At 62.5% G+C, this 16,565-nt stretch carries 11 protein-coding genes; 10 read left to right on the top strand and 1 reads right to left on the bottom strand.

Annotation, left to right across the window (positions count from 1 at the left end; all coding sequences use genetic code 11):
• The first annotated feature begins 3 nt into the window (after nucleotides 1-3).
• The 6 genes from ABIE32_RS14425 to ABIE32_RS14400 all read left to right on the top strand — a co-directional run bounded on the left by ABIE32_RS14425 (nucleotide 4) and on the right by ABIE32_RS14400 (nucleotide 10,928).
• Nucleotides 4-531, top strand: coding sequence for a chemotaxis protein CheW (locus ABIE32_RS14425; protein ID WP_224151351.1), 528 nt, complete (start codon nucleotides 4-6; stop codon nucleotides 529-531).
• 39 nt (nucleotides 532-570) lie between these two features.
• Complete coding sequence (locus ABIE32_RS14420) at nucleotides 571-2,832, top strand: methyl-accepting chemotaxis protein (protein ID WP_224151352.1); 2,262 nt, start codon at nucleotides 571-573, stop codon at nucleotides 2,830-2,832.
• A 44-nt stretch (nucleotides 2,833-2,876) separates the two neighbouring features.
• The gene (locus ABIE32_RS14415; RefSeq protein ID WP_429017192.1) at nucleotides 2,877-8,906 is read left to right on the top strand and encodes an Hpt domain-containing protein; all 6,030 of its coding nucleotides are present in this window, start codon (nucleotides 2,877-2,879) and stop codon (nucleotides 8,904-8,906) included.
• 185 nt (nucleotides 8,907-9,091) lie between these two features.
• Complete coding sequence (locus ABIE32_RS14410) at nucleotides 9,092-9,700, top strand: YqgE/AlgH family protein (protein WP_395024747.1); 609 nt, start codon at nucleotides 9,092-9,094, stop codon at nucleotides 9,698-9,700.
• On the top strand, nucleotides 9,697-10,152 hold the full coding sequence (gene ruvX / locus ABIE32_RS14405; RefSeq protein ID WP_429017190.1) for a Holliday junction resolvase RuvX: 456 nt from the start codon (nucleotides 9,697-9,699) through the stop codon (nucleotides 10,150-10,152). Before ABIE32_RS14410 ends, ruvX begins: the two co-directional genes overlap by 4 nt.
• 14 nt (nucleotides 10,153-10,166) lie before the next feature.
• On the top strand, nucleotides 10,167-10,928 hold the full coding sequence (locus tag ABIE32_RS14400; RefSeq protein ID WP_429017187.1) for a lysophospholipid acyltransferase family protein: 762 nt from the start codon (nucleotides 10,167-10,169) through the stop codon (nucleotides 10,926-10,928).
• A 99-nt stretch (nucleotides 10,929-11,027) separates the two neighbouring features.
• On the opposite strand, the gene ABIE32_RS14395 is transcribed toward ABIE32_RS14400, so the two are convergent.
• Nucleotides 11,028-12,080 carry an ABC transporter ATP-binding protein gene (locus ABIE32_RS14395; protein ID WP_429017184.1) on the bottom strand — a complete coding sequence of 351 codons (1,053 nt, stop codon included), beginning with the start codon at nucleotides 12,078-12,080 and terminating at the stop codon, nucleotides 11,028-11,030.
• 80 nt (nucleotides 12,081-12,160) lie between these two features.
• On the opposite strand from ABIE32_RS14395, the gene ABIE32_RS14390 reads away from it, so the two are divergent.
• The 4 genes from ABIE32_RS14390 (at nucleotide 12,161) to arsC (ending at nucleotide 16,240) form a co-directional block, all read left to right on the top strand.
• Nucleotides 12,161-13,795 carry an ABC transporter permease gene (locus tag ABIE32_RS14390; protein ID WP_429017181.1) on the top strand — a complete coding sequence of 545 codons (1,635 nt, stop codon included), beginning with the start codon at nucleotides 12,161-12,163 and terminating at the stop codon, nucleotides 13,793-13,795.
• Between the two features lie 212 nt (nucleotides 13,796-14,007).
• A complete protein-coding gene (locus ABIE32_RS14385) occupies nucleotides 14,008-15,390 on the top strand; it encodes an ATP-binding cassette domain-containing protein (RefSeq protein WP_429017179.1) in 1,383 nt (460 codons plus the stop codon).
• Between the two features lie 76 nt (nucleotides 15,391-15,466).
• Nucleotides 15,467-15,871: a hypothetical protein gene (locus tag ABIE32_RS14380; RefSeq protein WP_224151360.1), complete on the top strand. Its 405-nt coding sequence runs from the start codon at nucleotides 15,467-15,469 to the stop codon at nucleotides 15,869-15,871.
• 12 nt (nucleotides 15,872-15,883) lie between these two features.
• Nucleotides 15,884-16,240 carry an arsenate reductase (glutaredoxin) gene (gene arsC, locus ABIE32_RS14375; RefSeq protein ID WP_429017176.1) on the top strand — a complete coding sequence of 119 codons (357 nt, stop codon included), beginning with the start codon at nucleotides 15,884-15,886 and terminating at the stop codon, nucleotides 16,238-16,240.
• The last annotated feature ends 325 nt before the right edge of the window (nucleotides 16,241-16,565 follow it).

The raw sequence follows: 16,565 nt of genomic DNA, 5'->3' as shown, positions 1-16,565 counted from the left end.
GGCATGACACAACGCGAAGACCTACGGGATTTGCAGGCCCGCCTGGCAGATCGCCTGAGCCAGGCGCGTACACAGACCGCTGTGGGAGCGTCGTGGCTGGCCGTCAAGATCAGCAACAGGAATTTTCTGCTACCCCTGAGCCAGTCTGGCGAAGTGGTAGGCTGGAGCGGCGTCGAGCCGGTTCCCTACACCAAGCCCTGGATGCTGGGAGTCACCAGCATCCGGGGCATTTTATTGACCGTGGTCGACCTCGCGCGCATGCTGGGCCTGCCCGTTGCGCGCAGCGAACAGGTATTTGCAGAGGCCTCGGTCGTGGCACTCAATCCCATGATGGGGGTCAATGCGGCGCTGTTCGTGGAGGACCTGGGAGGTCTGCGGGGCATTGCCGATTTCCAGCATTCCAGCGATGCGGCTCCCGATGCGCCTGAGTTCTTTGGCGCCCTCTATACGACGACCACCGGCGAACAATGGCAGGAGTTGAATCTGCAGCTGTTGGCCAATGCCCCCGATTTTCTCGATATCACGGCATAGCGCAGAACGCCTGCCACCCTCTGACCATAACCACTCTGTATGTTTAGCAAACTATTCAAACGCAAAGAAGATGCGGCAGCGCCAGAACCCGGTGTCAGCATTTTCCCGGATGGCGACCAGGTCATGCTGTCCGAAGGCTCCACCGGTGATGCTGTTGCGGCTCCCTCTGAGTCGACATTGGCCACCAGCAATGCATACATGGAGCAATTGGTCGAGGGCAACGTGAGCGGTGATGATCCGATCACCCTGCCCGTATTGGGAACCGCTCCGGCGTCCAAGCACCAGAAAACCCTGCTGGCGATCGTGATCGGCGGCCTGGTGGTGTTCTTTGCGCTGGCAGTGTGGGCGATTCTTCAGTCGCGCACAGTGACGGGGCAGTTGTCTGCCACCGGCCAGGCGCTGACTCAGTCCCAACGTCTTGCCAAGGCCGTGGGCCAGGCGCTCAATGGCCATGAGCAATCCTTTGCCGATGTGGCCGAGAGCTCGACCGTTCTCAAGCAGAACGTGCTGGGCCTGAAGTCCGGCGATGACGAACTGGGCATCAAGGCCTTGTCGGACTCGTATGCCGAAACGCTCGATCCTCTGGTGGAGGATGCCAACCGCACGGCTGCCAAGAGCGATGTGATCATCAAGCAAAAGGATGCGCTCATCTCGATGAGCAAGGCCTTGCAGGCCATCCACAGAAACACGCAGAACCTGCTGGAGTTGAGCGAAGCCGTTGTCAGCCTGAAGCTGCAACAGGGCGCGCCCACTGCAGAAATCGCTGCAGCCAGCCAGTTGACCATGCTGACCCAGCGTATTGCCAAGTCCTCCAGCGATTTCCAGTCTGGCGCCGGCGCCAGTGCGGAAGCCGTTTTCCTGCTGGGCAAGGATCTGAACACCTTCAAGGAGTTGGTGGGCGGCTTGCTCAATGGCAGCAGCGAACTGCGCCTGGGTGCTGCCCGTGATGGTGCAGTGCGCGAAAAGCTGCAGGCACTCAGCGCTCAGTACGAGACAACCCTGAAGGACGGCTCGGCCGTTCTGGGCAACCTCAAGGGCATTTCGGAAGCCCGCGAGGCCGAAGTGTCGATCCAGTCGGCCAGTGAGCCGATGCGCCAGCGCCTCAATACCCTGCAGGCGGATTTGAACAGCGGCTCCAACCGGGTCTGGCTGTACCTGGTCGGCATTGTGCTGGCCGCTCTGCTGGTGGGCCTGGGAGGCTGGGGCCTTGTGCGTCTGCAGCTGATTGATTCTGCCAACCGCCGCCGCGCTGCGGAAATCCTGCAGCAGGATGCGACCCGCCAGGAGCAGGAAGCCAAGCGACTGAACGATGCCAACCAGGCGGCCATTCTGCGTCTGATGAACGAATTGCAATCGGTGGCTGAAGGTGACCTGACGCAGGAAGCTACCGTGACGGAAGACATCACGGGCGCCATCGCCGACTCCGTGAACTACACCGTGGAAGAGTTGCGCATGCTGGTGGGCAGCGTGCAGAACACGGCGACCCGGGTGGCGCACACCACCTCGACCGTGGATTCCACATCGACCGAGCTGCTGGCCGCCTCGACCGAGCAACTGCGCGAGATTCGTGAAACCGGCAAGTCCATTCTGGACATGGCAACGCGTATTAACCAGGTGTCGTCGCAGGCGCAGGAATCGGCTGCGGTGGCGCGTCAATCGCTGTTGGCTGCCGAATCGGGTTTGAAGGCGGTGGAAAACTCCATCGGCGGCATGAACTCCATCCGTGACCAGATTCAGGACACTTCCAAGCGCATCAAGCGCCTGGGTGAGTCTTCGCAGGAAATTGGCGAAATCACGGACCTGATTTCGGACATTACCGAGCAGACCAACGTTCTGGCGCTCAATGCCGCCATTCAGGCTGCGTCGGCCGGTGAAGCGGGCCGGGGCTTCTCGGTGGTGGCCGAAGAAGTGCAGCGTCTGGCGGAGCGCTCTGCCGACGCAACGCGCCAGATCTCGGTGCTGGTGAAGGCGATTCAGACCGACACGCAGGATGCGGTGGCCGCTATGGAGCGTTCCACCCAGGGTGTGGTGGAGGGTGCACGCCTGTCTGACAGCGCGGGTACGGCACTGGCCGAGATTGACCGTGTGTCGCGCCGCCTGGCAGAGCTGATCTTGCAGATTTCCCGCTCGGCATCGGATGAAGCCGTGCAGGCCAATGAAGTGGCCGAGAATATCCAGCACATTTTTGCAGTGACGGAGCAGACCAGTGATGGCACCCGCACTACGGCGCAGCAGGTGCGCGAACTGTCGCAGATGGCTGAGGAGCTGCGTCAGTCCGTGGCGCGATTCAAGATTGCTTGACCGCGCCTGTTGTTCATTTTTGACCCGCAATCGGGGACTGTTGCATGTCTATGGCTATCGAAAATAAAGCGGAAAACGCAGTGCAAACAGAAGAGAGGGATCTTGGGCCATTGGCGTGGATCAGTGATGAGGTTCGCCGCTCGCTGGAATCCATGGTCAAGGCGCTCAATCGCTATGTTCGTGATGTAGAGGTCGCCAAGGCCTCCGACCTGGAGGCCATTGATTCCACGGGCATCCGTATTGCTCGGCAGAACCTGCACCAGGTGCAGGGCGCCCTGCAGATGGTGGGTGTGGAGCAGCCGGCGCAACTGGTCGGTCTGATGGAGACTGCTGCCCAGCGTTTCGCGCAAAAGCCGCACCTGTGCACCGAAAAAGCGGTTGCGCTGATGGAGCGCTCTTCGTTTGCGCTGCTGGAATACCTGGGCCATGTGCTCAAGGGCCGAGCCGTGCCGTTTGTGGCACTGTTTCCTCAGTACAAGGAAATGCAGGAACTGGTGGGGCAGGACCGTGTGCACCCTGCTGACCTGTGGCATGGAGATGCGAGCCAGCAGGAGCCGCAGACGGAGGCCGTTGCGCCACTGGCCCTGGACCGCGGTGCCCGTGAGCGCCTGGATGCTGGCATGCTCCACATCATCAAATCAGCGGACAGCAACGCTGCCCGCGATTTGACGGCGGTGTGCCTGGGCATTGCGCAAGGGCAGTCGAAAGCACCACTGCGTCTGTTCTGGAAGGTTGCATCGGGCTTTTTTGATGGCTTGGCACACAAGCTGCTGGTGCCTGACCTGTATGTCAAACGCTCGGCATCGCGCGTCATCATGCAGTTTGCCCTGCAGGCCAAAGGCAGTTCTGATGTAGATCAGGCCTTGCTGCATGAACTCAATTTCTTCTGCGCAGTAGCGCAAGGCGCTGATGAGTCCCAGGCCAGAATCCTGCAGGCGGTGCGCGCAGGCCTGCAAGGCAGCGATCTGCAGGGTGTCAACTACACGCAGGAGCGCTTTGGGCTGTTTGACCCGGCGGTGCTGGCGCAGGCGCGCAAGCGCATCGAGTCGGCCGCCGAGCTGTGGTCTTCGCTGGCAGATGGCGACCGTTACAAGATCAAGCCCGTGGCGGATCAGTTCCACCTGATCCGTGAATCCCTGCACAAGCTGCATGTCGGCGCTGATGAACTGGGCGCGGCGCTGGGCCGCGTTGCCGAGCGCTTGCAGGCGACGAGCACGGTGCCTTCGGCGCCGCTGTCCATGGAGGTGGCAACCTCCATCCTGTACCTGCAGGCCAATCTGGAATCGCTGGACGTCAAGCCGGTGCTGATGCGCGAGCGGGCGAGCCGGCTGGCACAGCGCCTGGACCACGTGCTCTCCGGTGCGGCGCCCGAGCCGCTGGAGCCCTGGGTGGAAGAGCTGTACCGCAAGGTCAGCGACCACCAGACGATGGGCAGCGTGGTAGATGAGCTGCGCTCGACCCTGGCCGAAGTCGAAAAGCACCTTGACCAGTATTTCCGCAATCCGGAAGATGTGTCGATGCTGGGCTCGGTCACGGGCTCCATGTCGCAGATGCGCGGGGTTTTGTCGGTGCTGGGCCTCGATCAGGCCGCCGCTGCCACTCAGCATTTCCGCTCTGTGGTCGAGCAACTGGCCGTGGGCCAGATTGCCGACGAAGACAAGCCAGCTGTTTTTGAAAAGCTGGGCAACAGCCTGGGCGCGCTGGGCTTCCTGCTCGACATGCTGGGTTACCAGCGCACCTTGGCCCGCAAGCTGTTCCTGTTTGATGCGGCAAGCGGTGAATTGCGCATCGTCATGGGTTCCCAAAAGGCCGGCCACGTCGCACAGGCATCGGTGCCTGCAGTCTCCGCTGCGAGAGACGACGATTCGGTGCATTTTGCACCGACCATTCCAGCGCCGCTGTTTGACCTGACCCCTGCACCCCCCGCTGCACCCGCCGTTCTGGCCCCGGATCTGCAGATGTTTGCACCAGCAGTACAGGCCATACCTGCTGCTCCTGTGCAGCAGGAGGAGCTGGATGACGAGCTGCTTGGCATCTTCCTGGAAGAGGCGCAGACCGTGGTGCAGACAGGCGGGCAGGCCTTGCAGGCGCTGCGCCGCGATTCCACCGATACGGAAGCGCTGACCACATTGCGCCGGGCCTTCCACACGCTCAAGGGCAGCTCCCGCATGGTGGGGCTGATGCAGTTTGGCGAAGCCGCCTGGTCCATGGAGCAGGTGCTCAACACCTGGCTGGCGGAACACCGGCCCGTGAATGGCGCGTTGCTCGCACTGAGCACCGAGGCCCTGCATGGATTTGGCCGTTGGGCGGAAGACATTGGCGCCGAGCGCAACTCTACCTGGAACCCCGACATCTTCCGCATCTCTGCCGATGCCATGCGTCTGGACGGTACCCATATTCCGTTGGTCACGCCAGCGCAGGCCGGTGATGCAACTGTGGCCGAGGCCGAGGATTCGCAGCCGCAAGAGCTTCGCTCCGACATGGCTGCTGCCGATCCGGAGCAGACCATGGTGCTGCCGCTGGAGTTGCCTGAACTGTCGCTGGACAGCGCTTTCGAAGCCAGCCAGGAACTCGACGCAGAGGTAGCGGCAGAGGGCGCGAGCGAAGCTGCGCAGGATGCACAGGCAGCTTTCGATCGGGAAGCGCTGGACGCCGCCACGGCGAAGCCCCAGGAGCCCGCTTCGCCTCTGGAGTGGCCGCTGGAAGGCCTTGACTTGAATCTGGAGCCTGCAGTCGATGCACCAGACCTTGCAGTACCCCATGATGTGGTGTCTGCATCGGCCCCTGAAAGTGCCGAAGAGGTTGATTTCGCTGAGTTTGCGCAGGCCATGGCAGCAGAGCAGGCACCTCCGGCGGCTGCAGCCCCGCAAGAGCCGCAGGATTTGCAGGACTCTGGCGTCGGCTTTGTGTCCATGGACGAGAGCATCGAGTTTGTCGATGCGCCGCCTGTGGTTGCTGCCCAGGAAAAGCTGCCCCTGGATCTGCCATCGCTGGAACTGGGCAGTTTTGCCGCGCTCACGACCCCGGCAGCAGAGCCTGCCACGGCCATCGAAGAAGCCGTCGTTGCTGCAGAACCGCAGAGCAACGCAGTCGTTGAATCCAGCGAAGAAACAGTGAACGTGCTGGGTGTCAGCACGGCGCTCTTCAATGTATACCTCGCAGAAGCAGAGGAGTGGTCGCACAGCCTGGAGAAGGTGCTGTACACCTGGGCGCAGAATCCCAGCCGGCATTTCCCCGACGATGCCATCGCCTACGCCCATTCGCTGGCTGGCAGCTCGTCCACCGTGGGTTTCCATTCGCTGTCGGAGCTGGGGCGTGCGCTGGAGCATGCATTGGCGCATGTGCAAAATGCATCGCAGCCCGAAGTCGCCTGGCTCAATACCTTCCAGGCGGCAGGCTCCGAGATCCGCAAGCTGCTGCACCAGGTGGCCGCCGGTTTTGTCAAACCTGCCAACGACATCGTGCTCAAGGATCTGCACGGCATCGCCAACCAGGAGATCGATTCCGCGCTGCACCCACCCTATGAAATGCAAGACAGCCCGGCCAGCGATCTGGCCGAACTGTCAGAGGTGGAGCCCGCCGTCCATGCGCCAGCGCCGCTGATCGGCGAGGTGCGGCCTGCGATGGGTCTGGTCATGGACGACTCGATGGACGTTCATGACGTCATCGATCCCGACCTGTTCCTGATATTTGAAGAAGAAGCCCAGGAGTTGCTGCCAAGACTGGGCACGGCGCTGCGCGAGTGGTCCGCAGATCCGAACTATCTGCCTCCGCGCGGAGAGGTGCTGCGCCACCTGCACACGCTCAAGGGCAGCGCGCGCCTTGCCGGAGCCATGCGTCTGGGCGAAATGTCGCACCGCATGGAATCCGAGGTCGAAGACATCGGTACGGAGAATCTGACCACGCAGGACATTGAAGCCTTGCTGGCTCGCTACGATGGCCTGCAGCACGAGTTTGTTGGGCTGCAGCAGCGCGGCAACCAGGTGCTGGCCGAAGGTACCTTGCCGCAGCATGCAGCGCCTGCCTCCGACATGAGCGCCGTGGTGGCGGAAGTCGTCGCCAGCGCGCCTGCACCGCAAGACGAAGAGTCCGAAGCTCTGGCGAGCGAGCCGTCTGCAGGCGTGGGCCAGGGCGTGCACCACAAGCCGCTGGTATTGCGGATGGCACCTGTGCGTGTGGCGGCCGGGCAGTCGGTACGCGTACGCTCCCAGCTGTTGGACCGGCTGGTGAACGAGGCCGGTGAGGTGCTGATTGCCCGCTCCCGCCTGGACATGCGCCTGTCCAACATCCGTTCGTCGATCAAGGACATGTCGGCCAACCTGGAGCGTTTGCGCAGTCTGCTGCGTGACGTGGAAGTGCAGGCCGAGTCGCAGATGCAGTCGCGCATGGCGCAGGCCAAGGATACGGACTCGGGCTTCGATCCACTGGAGTTTGACCGCTTCACCCGCGTGCAGGAACTCACTCGCATGATGGCCGAATCGGTCAATGACGTGGGTACCGTGCAGCGCAACCTGCAGCGCACTGCCGAAGGGGCAGAAGACGATCTGATCGCCCAGGGGCGTCAGGCCCGCGAGCTGCAGCGCGATCTGCTGCGAACGCGCATGGTGGAGTTCGATTCGATTTCCGAGCGGCTGTATGCCATCGTGCGGCAGATTTCCAAGGAGCTGGGCAAGCAGGTCAAGCTGGACATTGCCGGTGGTGCGATTGAAATCGACCGCGGCGTGCTTGATCGTGTGACGCCTGCCTTCGAACACTTGCTGCGCAACAGCGTGGCCCACGGCATTGAGTCGCCCGAGCTGCGCAAGCGCCAGGGCAAGCCGGCCATCGGCACCATCACGGTTGATGTGAAGCAGGAAGGCAACGACATTGCGGTCTCCTTCAAGGACGATGGCGCAGGTCTGCAACTTGAAAAGATCCGCCAGAAGGCTGTGCAGCAGGGCCTGGTTACCGTGGAAGAAGCGGTCGATGTGCAAAAGGCGGCGCAACTGATCTTCGCGCCCGGCTTCTCCACGGCGGCATCGGTGTCCGACATTTCGGGCCGCGGCATCGGCATGGATGTGGTGCGCACCGAGATCCAGTCGCTGGGTGGCCATATCGTCACCACATCGGACCAGGGCCGTGGTACCACCTTCCAGATGGTGATGCCCTTGACCACGGCGGTGACGCAGGTGGTGATGATGCGTGCTGGCGGCATCAAGTTTGGCGTGCCGGCCAACCTGGTGGAGTATGTCCGCCGGGTATCGCAGGACACGATAGACCAGGGCCATTCCAGCGGCGTCTACCAGGACAACGCCGACGCACTGCCGTACTACTATGCCGGCGCACTGCTGCAAGGCGATCTGCGCAGCAACGAAGTGCCGGAAAAGACCAGTGCGGTGGTCATCCTGCGCTCGGCCGCCAAGCGCGTGGCGGTGCATGTGGACGAAGTGCTGGGCAACCAGGAAGTGGTGGTGAAGAACCTTGGGCCGCAACTGGCGCGTCTGCCGGGTCTGGCGGGCATGTCGGTACTGGCATCGGGCGCGATCGTGTTGATCTACAACCCCGTGGCGCTGTACACCGTGTATGGCGACCAGGTGGCAGAGCGCATCGCCAAGGCTGCAGTCCATCCTGAAGTGGCCAAGGCGCCAGTGCGGGCGTTGGCAGAGCAGGTGGTGCAGACGCCTCTGGTGCTGGTGGTGGACGACTCGATCACCGTGCGCCGTGTGACGCAGCGCCTGCTGCAGCGCGAAGGCTACCGGGTGGCTCTGGCCGCCGATGGCCTGCAGGCCCTGGATCGGCTGCGGGAAGAGCGGCCTGTCATGGTGCTGTCCGACATCGAAATGCCGCGCATGGATGGCTTCGAGTTGGTGCGCGAGATTCGCGCCGATGACGCGCTCAAGGACTTGCCCGTGGTGATGATCACATCACGCATTGCCGACAAGCACCGCGAGCACGCGGCCAGCCTGGGCGTCGACCACTACCTGGGCAAGCCCTACGCCGACGAAGTGCTGCTGTCATTGGTACGCCAGTATGTGCTCGACAGCGAAATCAAGGCCGCCGATGCTGCAGAAGGCTCAGCCCACCACGGTGGCTGACGGTGCCTTCCGAGGCTGACGCCATCCACAGGGGCCGCAGCAATGCGGCCCTTTTTTTGGGCCATCCGCTCCTGGGCGCGGTTGGGCAGGGCTTCGTCAGTGGTGGTAGCACCGTTCGGGCAGATCGGACCGGGGGCAGAGAGCTTGCCGCTTCAGGGCTGACGGCCTGCCCGTACAATGGCTGCATGAGCGCCGAGACCGAGACTTCCGAGACCCTGAACCTGACACACCATTTCCTGATTGCCATGCCTGGCATGCAGGATGAGATGTTCAACCGCAGTGTGGTCTATGTCTGCGAGCACAGCGACAAGGGGGCATTGGGCATCATCATCAACAAGCCCTCGGATATCACCATGGGAAAATTATTCGACAAGGTGGATCTGCTGCTGCGCCGTGATGATCTGCACCAGGAGCCGGTGTTCCAGGGCGGGCCGGTGCATACCGAACGCGGTTTTGTGCTGCATGACCGTATCGTGCTGGACGCCAGCGCGGGCGATGAGTCGGCTTACGCTTCCACCCTGACGATCCCGGGCGGGCTGGAGATGACCACCTCGCGAGACGTACTCGAAGCCTTGTCCACGGGAGCCGGCCCCCGGCGCGTGCTCGTGTCGCTGGGCTATTCATCATGGGGTGAGGGCCAACTGGAGTCCGAGATCACCGAGAACGCCTGGTTGACGGTGAATGCCGACACCCAGGTCATCTTCGATACACCGATTGACCAGCGCTATGACACGGCGCTGGGCCTGCTGGGCGTTCAGCCCTGGGCGCTGTCGGCTGCGGCGGGGCGCGCATGAGCGACGCCGCCAGCCTGGCTGCAGCCCGGCAGATGCAGAGCTTTATCGCCTTTGACTACGGAATGAAGCGCACGGGGGCTGCTTACGCCACCCGCATGCTTGGCACGGCGCGCCCGCTGCCCACCATCCAGGCGGAAGGCAAGGCGCGTTTTACCCCCATGGAAGGCCTGATCCGCCAGTGGCAGCCCGATGCGTTGGTGGTGGGTGTGCCTTACCACCCGGATGGTGCGGCGCATGAAAACACCGTCAACGCCCTGCGTTTTGCCCGCCAGCTGCGTGGCCGCTTCGGGCTGCAGGTGTTCGAAGTGGATGAGCGCTACAGCACCACCGAGGCCCTGGCCAATGGTGCACGCGATGCCGATGCTGCCTCGGCATGCATCATTCTGGAGCAGTTCATGCGCAGCCTGGATACGGCTGCAGCACTGCCTGCATCAGATACCTCTAACGATTGACGGGACGGACAGGCATGGCAGGTTGGCGTCGCAAGGTGGTCGGGGTGGTTCGCCTGGGGCGGCTGGGTGTGCACATCGTCTCCGGGGTCTTCACCATCTGGAGTCGCTTTGACAGGCTGAGCCACGCAGAGCGCAACCGGGAAGTGGAGCGCTGGGCCGGTCAGATGTTGCGGCATGCGGGGGTAGAGCTGCAGGTGCTGGGCCCGGTGCCCAGCCAGGGGCCGCTGCTGCTGGTGGCCAACCATCTGTCGTGGCTTGATATTCCGGCCATCCATGCCAGCAAGCATTGCCGTTTTGTGTCCAAGTCGGATGTCAAGGCCTGGCCTGTCATTGGCAGCCTGGCAAGTGCGGCAGGTACTCTGTTCATTGAGCGTACTTCGCGCCGCGACGCCATGCGCACCGTGACCCGCATGGAAGAGGCCATTCGCAGTGGCGACATGGTGGCGATCTTTCCCGAAGGCACCACGGGCGATGGCTCCGAGTTGCTGCCGTTTCACGCCAATCTGCTGCAGGCGGCCATTGCTGCCGAGTCAGCCGTTCAGCCCCTGGGCCTGTGCTTCTACGACAAGCGCACCGGTCAGATGAGCCGTGCGCCGAGCTACGTGGGCGACGAAAGCCTGCTGGGCTCGATCTGGCGCACCGTGACTGCGCCGCCGCTGGTGGCGCAACTGCGCTATGGTGTGCCGCAGGATGCGCAAGGCCGCAATCGCCGCGACTGGTCAGACGCCTTGCATGGCGAGGTCGACCGGCTTCGACAGGTACAGGTGCAGCGCTGATTGCTCTCTATTTTGAATGCCTGGCGCTTGCCAGCTATGCCTTGCAAGCATTTTTTCAGGTAGTTTCCAGATATCTTTCAGATACCTTCCAGGTGCTTTCTAAGTGTTGCTGGGAAAGCGCACCAGGTTGATGGGCCGTGCCTGCAAGCCAACGCGTGTGCCAATGGGGTGGTCGATCTGGCTGGACACCTGGGCATACACCTGTAGATCGTCCGTCAGCGCCAGGGTGTACAGGTACTGAGAGCCGCGAAAGGATTTGCGCAGCAATGTGCCCTGGTAGAGTGAGCTGGCATCCAGCACCACCTCGCTGGCGCGCAGCAGCACATCACAAGGTGCTTCGGGCTGCGCTGTCTGGCCAGTGGTGATGGGCCCCAGCGGCGTTTGCAGGAGCCAGCCTTGCGGCCCTTGCACCGGCGTGGCAGGTACAAACGCGCCATGGCCGATGAAGTCGGCCACAAAGCGGCTCGTGGGTTGCCGGTACAAGGTGGAGGCGCCAGCCCATTGGTGCAGGCGGCCATGCTCCATGACGCCAATCTGGTCTCCAATGGCAAAGGCTTCCAGCTGGTCGTGCGTCACGAACAGTGCGGTGGCGCCTGCAGCCTTCAGAATGTCGCGCAGCTCATACGCCAGGCGTTCACGCAGATCGACGTCCAGGTTTGAGAACGGCTCGTCGAGCAGCATCAGCTGTGGGCGCGGCGCCAGGGCGCGCGCCAAGGCCACGCGCTGCTGCTGGCCGCCCGAGAGTTCATGCGGGTAACGCATGGCACTGCCTTCGAGGCCCACCAGGCTCAGCACCTCATGCACACGCTGCAGTTGCTCTGCCTTGGGCAGGTGGTGAATGCCAAACGCCACGTTCTTGCCCACGCTCAGGTGCGGAAAGAGGGCGTAATCCTGGAACACCATGCCGATGCGGCGCTTTTCAGGCGGCAGGCTACCGGCACTGGAGCTGACGATCGCGCCATTCAGCCGGATCTCGCCATGGCTGATGGGCTCCAGCCCTGCCACCGCTCGCAACAAGGTGGTCTTGCCGCAGCCCGAGGGCCCGATCAACACACCAATGTCGCCAGCCTGCAGCTGTAGCGACACCTGACTGACAGCAGCCTGCGCGCGGCCGGCATAACGCACATCGAGTTGAGAGACCTCTAGAAACATGGTTTGCATTGTAGGGGGCGGCCACCATGGGCGATTGCCGGCGGGTAGAATCGCCAGCTTTTATTCAGGTTGATTCGCATTTGCAAAACCTCGCCCGCATCCGCCGCCAGTGTCTGCTGCTCGTCATCGCATTTGCGCTGGTGTTGCCGGTCGTCACCGTTTTCAGTGCGTGGCTGCCCGGAATCGGCAATGACGCCGATGCCTTTGCCATCGTGCGCGAGATGTTTGCCACGGTGTTGCCGGGTTATCTGCAGACCACCGTAGCCCTGGGCCTGATGGTGGCCGTGGGCGCGGCCTTGGTGGGTACGGTGTGCGCGGCAGTCGTCACCCTGTTTGATTTTCGAGGCCGCAAGACCTTTGAGTGGCTGCTGCTGCTGCCGCTGGCCATGCCGGCGTATGTCACCGCCTACGCCTATACCGACTTTTTGCAGTTCAGTGGCCCGTTGCAAAGTGGCCTGCGCACCAGTTTTGGGCTGGAAGGGCGTCTTCTGCCCGAAATTCGTTCGCTGGGCGGGGCGGTGCTGGTGTTCGTGGTGGCGCTCTACCCCTATGTGTATCTGCTGGCGCGCACCGCGCTGTCTGAGCGCGCCGCGCACCTGATGGAAGCGGCACGCCTGCTGGGGGCCCCCATGGGCAGGCGCATCCGCACCGTGGCCTTGCCGATGGCGCGGCCTGCAGTGGTGGCGGGGGTTGCGCTGGTGGTGATGGAAACCCTGGCCGATTTTGGCGTGGTCAGCTATTTTGGTATTCAAACCTTCACCACGGGCATCTACAAGGCCTGGCTGTCGATGGAAAACCGCACAGCGGCCGCGCAACTGGCCACCATGCTGCTGGTGCTCGTGCTGGTGGTGCTGCAACTGGAGCTGCGCGCCCAGCGCCGCATGCGCTTTGTGACGAGCGGTGTAGGGCGGGCATCGTCAGCAGAGGCGCAGCCCCAGAAGCTGACGGGCATGCGCAGTGCGCTTGCATGGCTGGTATGCGGGCTGCCGGTACTCCTGGGTTTTGTGGCGCCGGTGTTGTTCATGCTGCGGCCGCTGGCGGCCGACTGGTCAGTCATCCCATTTGGCCGCTTCCTGCAATGGGCGGGCAACAGCATTCGCTTTGGTGCCATCACCGCCGTGCTGGCCGTGGCGATTGCGTTGCTGGCGGCATTTTCGGCGCGGCGCAGCCGCGATTGGTTCACGCGCGCACTGGTTGCACTCATCAGTCTGGGCTACGCGGTGCCGGGCGCCGTCATCGTGGTGGGTTTGCTGCTGCCCGTTGGATGGGTGCAGCAATGGGCGCCGCAGTGGGGCTTTCCAGCCTGGATCACGGCCACCGCCGCGGGCATCGTCTGGGCCTACCTGGTGCGATTCACGGCGATAGCACTGCAGTCGCTGCAAAGCGGTTACACCCGTATCCCCAACAGTCTGGACGAATCGGCGCGCATGCTGGGAACCAGCAGCCTGGGCTTGCTCACACGGGTGCACTGGCCGCTGCTGCGCCGCTCGGCTTTCACGGCTGCGCTTCTGGTGTTTGTCGATGTGATGAAGGAGCTGCCGGCCACCATGGTGCTGCGGCCCTTCAACAGCGACACCCTGGCTGTGGTGGCCTACCAGCTGGCTCGCGATGAGCGGCTGGGCGAGGCGGCCCTGCCATCGCTCGCACTGGTTTTGGTGGGGCTGGTGCCGGTGGTTCTGCTGATCCGCACGATCCGTACCGAAAAAAGAGGATGAAACTTGATGTACATCAAGTGATGTTCATAAAAAATCTCCATTTGTTTGTTTTGTAACTATTTACTTTTTTAAAGAGTACCAAAGTACTCTTGTTGTCGTTTCCGCTTTCTATAATCCGGGGAAATTCAGCGGCTGGTGCTCGGCGGGCGGTACCGGTTTTCATGCTGTGTGCCCGGTGGATGAAGAAAGCGCCGCCCAGCGGCTTAGCACGCGTGTCTGAACAAATACCTGTTCTGGAAACAGACAACTGGGGCGTGGCCTATGGAGACAAGGTCATCCTCTCGGCGTTGAACCTGCAGATGGCGCCACGCACGATCACGGCATTGATGGGGCCCGTGGGCGGCGGCAAATCGAGCCTGTTGCGCAGCCTAGCCGGGGTGAACGACGACAATCCGCGTTTTCGCCAGTGGGGCGGTGTGCGCTATGCGGGCCAGCCCCTCACGGAAGCGCATCGCCCGCGCATGGTACGCCAGCACGCACGGCTGATGCTGGCGAGCGTGCAGGATTCACTCACCGAGTTCCGGCGCGCAGGCGCGCAATCCGTGCAGGAGCGCCGCCAGTGGTGCAATGATTTTCTGGATGGAATGGGGTTTTCGGAGCTGAAAACCCAATTGGCCACTCCCGCCGTGGAACTGCCTGCCGTACAGCAGCGTGCCATCGCCATTTTGCGCGAGGTGGCCGCAGACCCTGATTTGCTGATGGTGGATGAGCCCACAGCCGATCTGGACGAGTACGACGCCTACCTGCTGCTGGAACTGCTCAAACGCATAGGGCAGGAGCGGGCCGTCCTGTTCGTCACCCACAACCAGCGCCACGCCGCAGCCGTGGCGGACCGGGTGCTGCTGCTGGCTGGCGGAACGGTGCAGGAGTCGAATGCGGTCGAGGCTTTTTTTGCCGCACCGTATTCGCCAGCGGGCCAGCAGTTTGTGCGTAGCGGCAGCTGCTCGGTGCTGGTGCCGGAGATCACGGTGGAGCAGGCGATGCAGGCTGAAGCGGTGCAGGCGCCCCCTGTGCCAGCAGCTGCAACGGCGGAGCAGGCTGCGCGCCTGAGCCAGCGCGCTGTACTGCCCGACCTGGCATTGGCCAACCCGGTTTTGGCTGCAGAAACCTTTGTTCCGGGGTCGCGCGGGCCGCGCGGATTTGCCTGGCTGGTGCCCGGCAAGCTGGCGGGCACACCGTTGCCGGGCGTTGTCAATGCCATCGACATCGACCTGCAGGCACTCAAGCGCTGTGGCGTGACCGTGTTGGTTTCGTTGACCGAAAAGGATGTGGACCAGGCCACGCTCGCGCGCAATGGGCTGCGAAACATCCATCTGCCCGTGTATGACCGCGAGCCGCCCACAGTTGCGCAACTGCAGATGCTGATGCTCAAGATGAAGCGCCTGCTGCTGGGCGGCGATGTGCTGGCGGTGCACTGCCTGGCGGGCCTGGGCCGTACGGGCACGGTGCTGGCGGCCTGGCTGGTGTTTGAAGGCATCACTGCAGAAGAGTCTTTGCGCCGCGTGCGCGCCGTGGAATCGCAGTTCGTGCAGTCGGAGCTGCAGGAGAACATTCTGTTCGCCTACGAAGCCATGCTGCTGGAAAAAATGGGTTAACGCATAAAGGCGAGGGTGCAGCGCTGGCAGGGGCTGGCGGCATGCACGCGCCATGTTTTACGAGAAGGAAAGCTATATGTCGATGGATGCAGTTCTACAGAAGGTCGCATCGTTTGTACCGGAGTGCCTGGCCGCGGGCTATGTGGACGTGGCCAGTGGCATGCTGCTGGCAATCCGCACCGTGGATTCGCACCCGCGTGAGGTCATTGATCTGGTTGCGGCTGCAACGGCAGATCTGTTCAATGGCCCCAACGTCTCGATGATCGAGCGCATGTTCAAGAAGTCGCGCGGTCTGCCCGATGACGGCCACCATTACTTCCAGGAAATCATCGTCAACAGCGACAACCTGCTGCACATCTTCATCCGGGGCAAGACCAACGAAGAGTATGTGGCCGTCTTTGTGTGCCGCCGCACGGCCAACCTGGGCATGGCGCTTACCAAGGCGCGCATCATCATGCCGGAGCTGGAAGCCTCCCTGTAATAAGATGGGGCCATGTCCCCAACTACCACCACCATCTATCACAATGCGCGCTGCAGCAATTCGCGCGGCGCGCTCGCCCTTCTGCAAGAACGCGGCATCACGCCGCAGGTGGTGGATTACTTCCAGCAGCCTCTGGATGCACAGCAATTGGCGCAATTGATTGCGCAACTGGGCGTGCCCGTGCGCGATGTCATGCGCAGCAAAGAGGCCATCTACCAGGAGCTGGGCCTGGACGATCCCACATGGAGCGACGCGCAGCTCATCGACCACATCGCGGCGCACCCGATCTTGCTCAACCGCCCCATCGTGGTGACTGGCAAGGGCGCCCGCCTGTGCCGTCCACCGGAGCTGGTGCTGGAACTGCTATAGCAATACGTGCCTTATCAATAATCGCCAAAGGCAGATTTCATCGGTTGCACTGGGATCGATGATCGTGATCGTATCCACTGCATCTGCCGAGACTTTGGATCACCGCTCAGGCGCTGGTTGAGGCGTGACCGATGCATAGCATGCCGACACGCTGGTCCAACTTTGTTGAGCCTGGCAGAACACCTCTTGGGCGCCCGTAAGCCGATCCACGCGCACCGATTTGTCGCCGGTGGGCTTTGTTGCACAAATCCGGGCCGCAGCGGTAGTAGGCTCGGATGATGAGTGAGACGAACTGGGGTCGGCGCAAGTACCGCACCACAAACTG

Origin of the sequence: Comamonas sp. 4034, assembly GCF_050434545.1 — a bacterium.
Taxonomy (GTDB): Bacteria; Pseudomonadota; Gammaproteobacteria; order Burkholderiales; family Burkholderiaceae_C; genus Comamonas; species Comamonas odontotermitis.
Note: the sequence above shows the minus strand (reverse complement) of the source record. Positions and strands in the feature narration are given on the sequence as shown.

What these genes read in the sequence shown, in the direction of transcription:
- ABIE32_RS14425 (WP_224151351.1), top strand. Translation starts at nt 4, where the DNA reads ATGACACAACGCGAAGACCTACGGGATTTGCAGGCCCGCCTGGCAGAT.
- ABIE32_RS14420 (WP_224151352.1), top strand. Translation starts at nt 571, where the DNA reads ATGTTTAGCAAACTATTCAAACGCAAAGAAGATGCGGCAGCGCCAGAA.
- ABIE32_RS14415 (WP_429017192.1), top strand. Translation starts at nt 2,877, where the DNA reads ATGTCTATGGCTATCGAAAATAAAGCGGAAAACGCAGTGCAAACAGAA.
- ABIE32_RS14410 (WP_395024747.1), top strand. Translation starts at nt 9,092, where the DNA reads ATGAGCGCCGAGACCGAGACTTCCGAGACCCTGAACCTGACACACCAT.
- ruvX (WP_429017190.1), top strand. Translation starts at nt 9,697, where the DNA reads ATGAGCGACGCCGCCAGCCTGGCTGCAGCCCGGCAGATGCAGAGCTTT.
- ABIE32_RS14400 (WP_429017187.1), top strand. Translation starts at nt 10,167, where the DNA reads ATGGCAGGTTGGCGTCGCAAGGTGGTCGGGGTGGTTCGCCTGGGGCGG.
- ABIE32_RS14395 (WP_429017184.1), bottom strand. Translation starts at nt 12,080, where the DNA reads ATGTTTCTAGAGGTCTCTCAACTCGATGTGCGTTATGCCGGCCGCGCG.
- ABIE32_RS14380 (WP_224151360.1), top strand. Translation starts at nt 15,467, where the DNA reads ATGTCGATGGATGCAGTTCTACAGAAGGTCGCATCGTTTGTACCGGAG.
- arsC (WP_429017176.1), top strand. Translation starts at nt 15,884, where the DNA reads ATGTCCCCAACTACCACCACCATCTATCACAATGCGCGCTGCAGCAAT.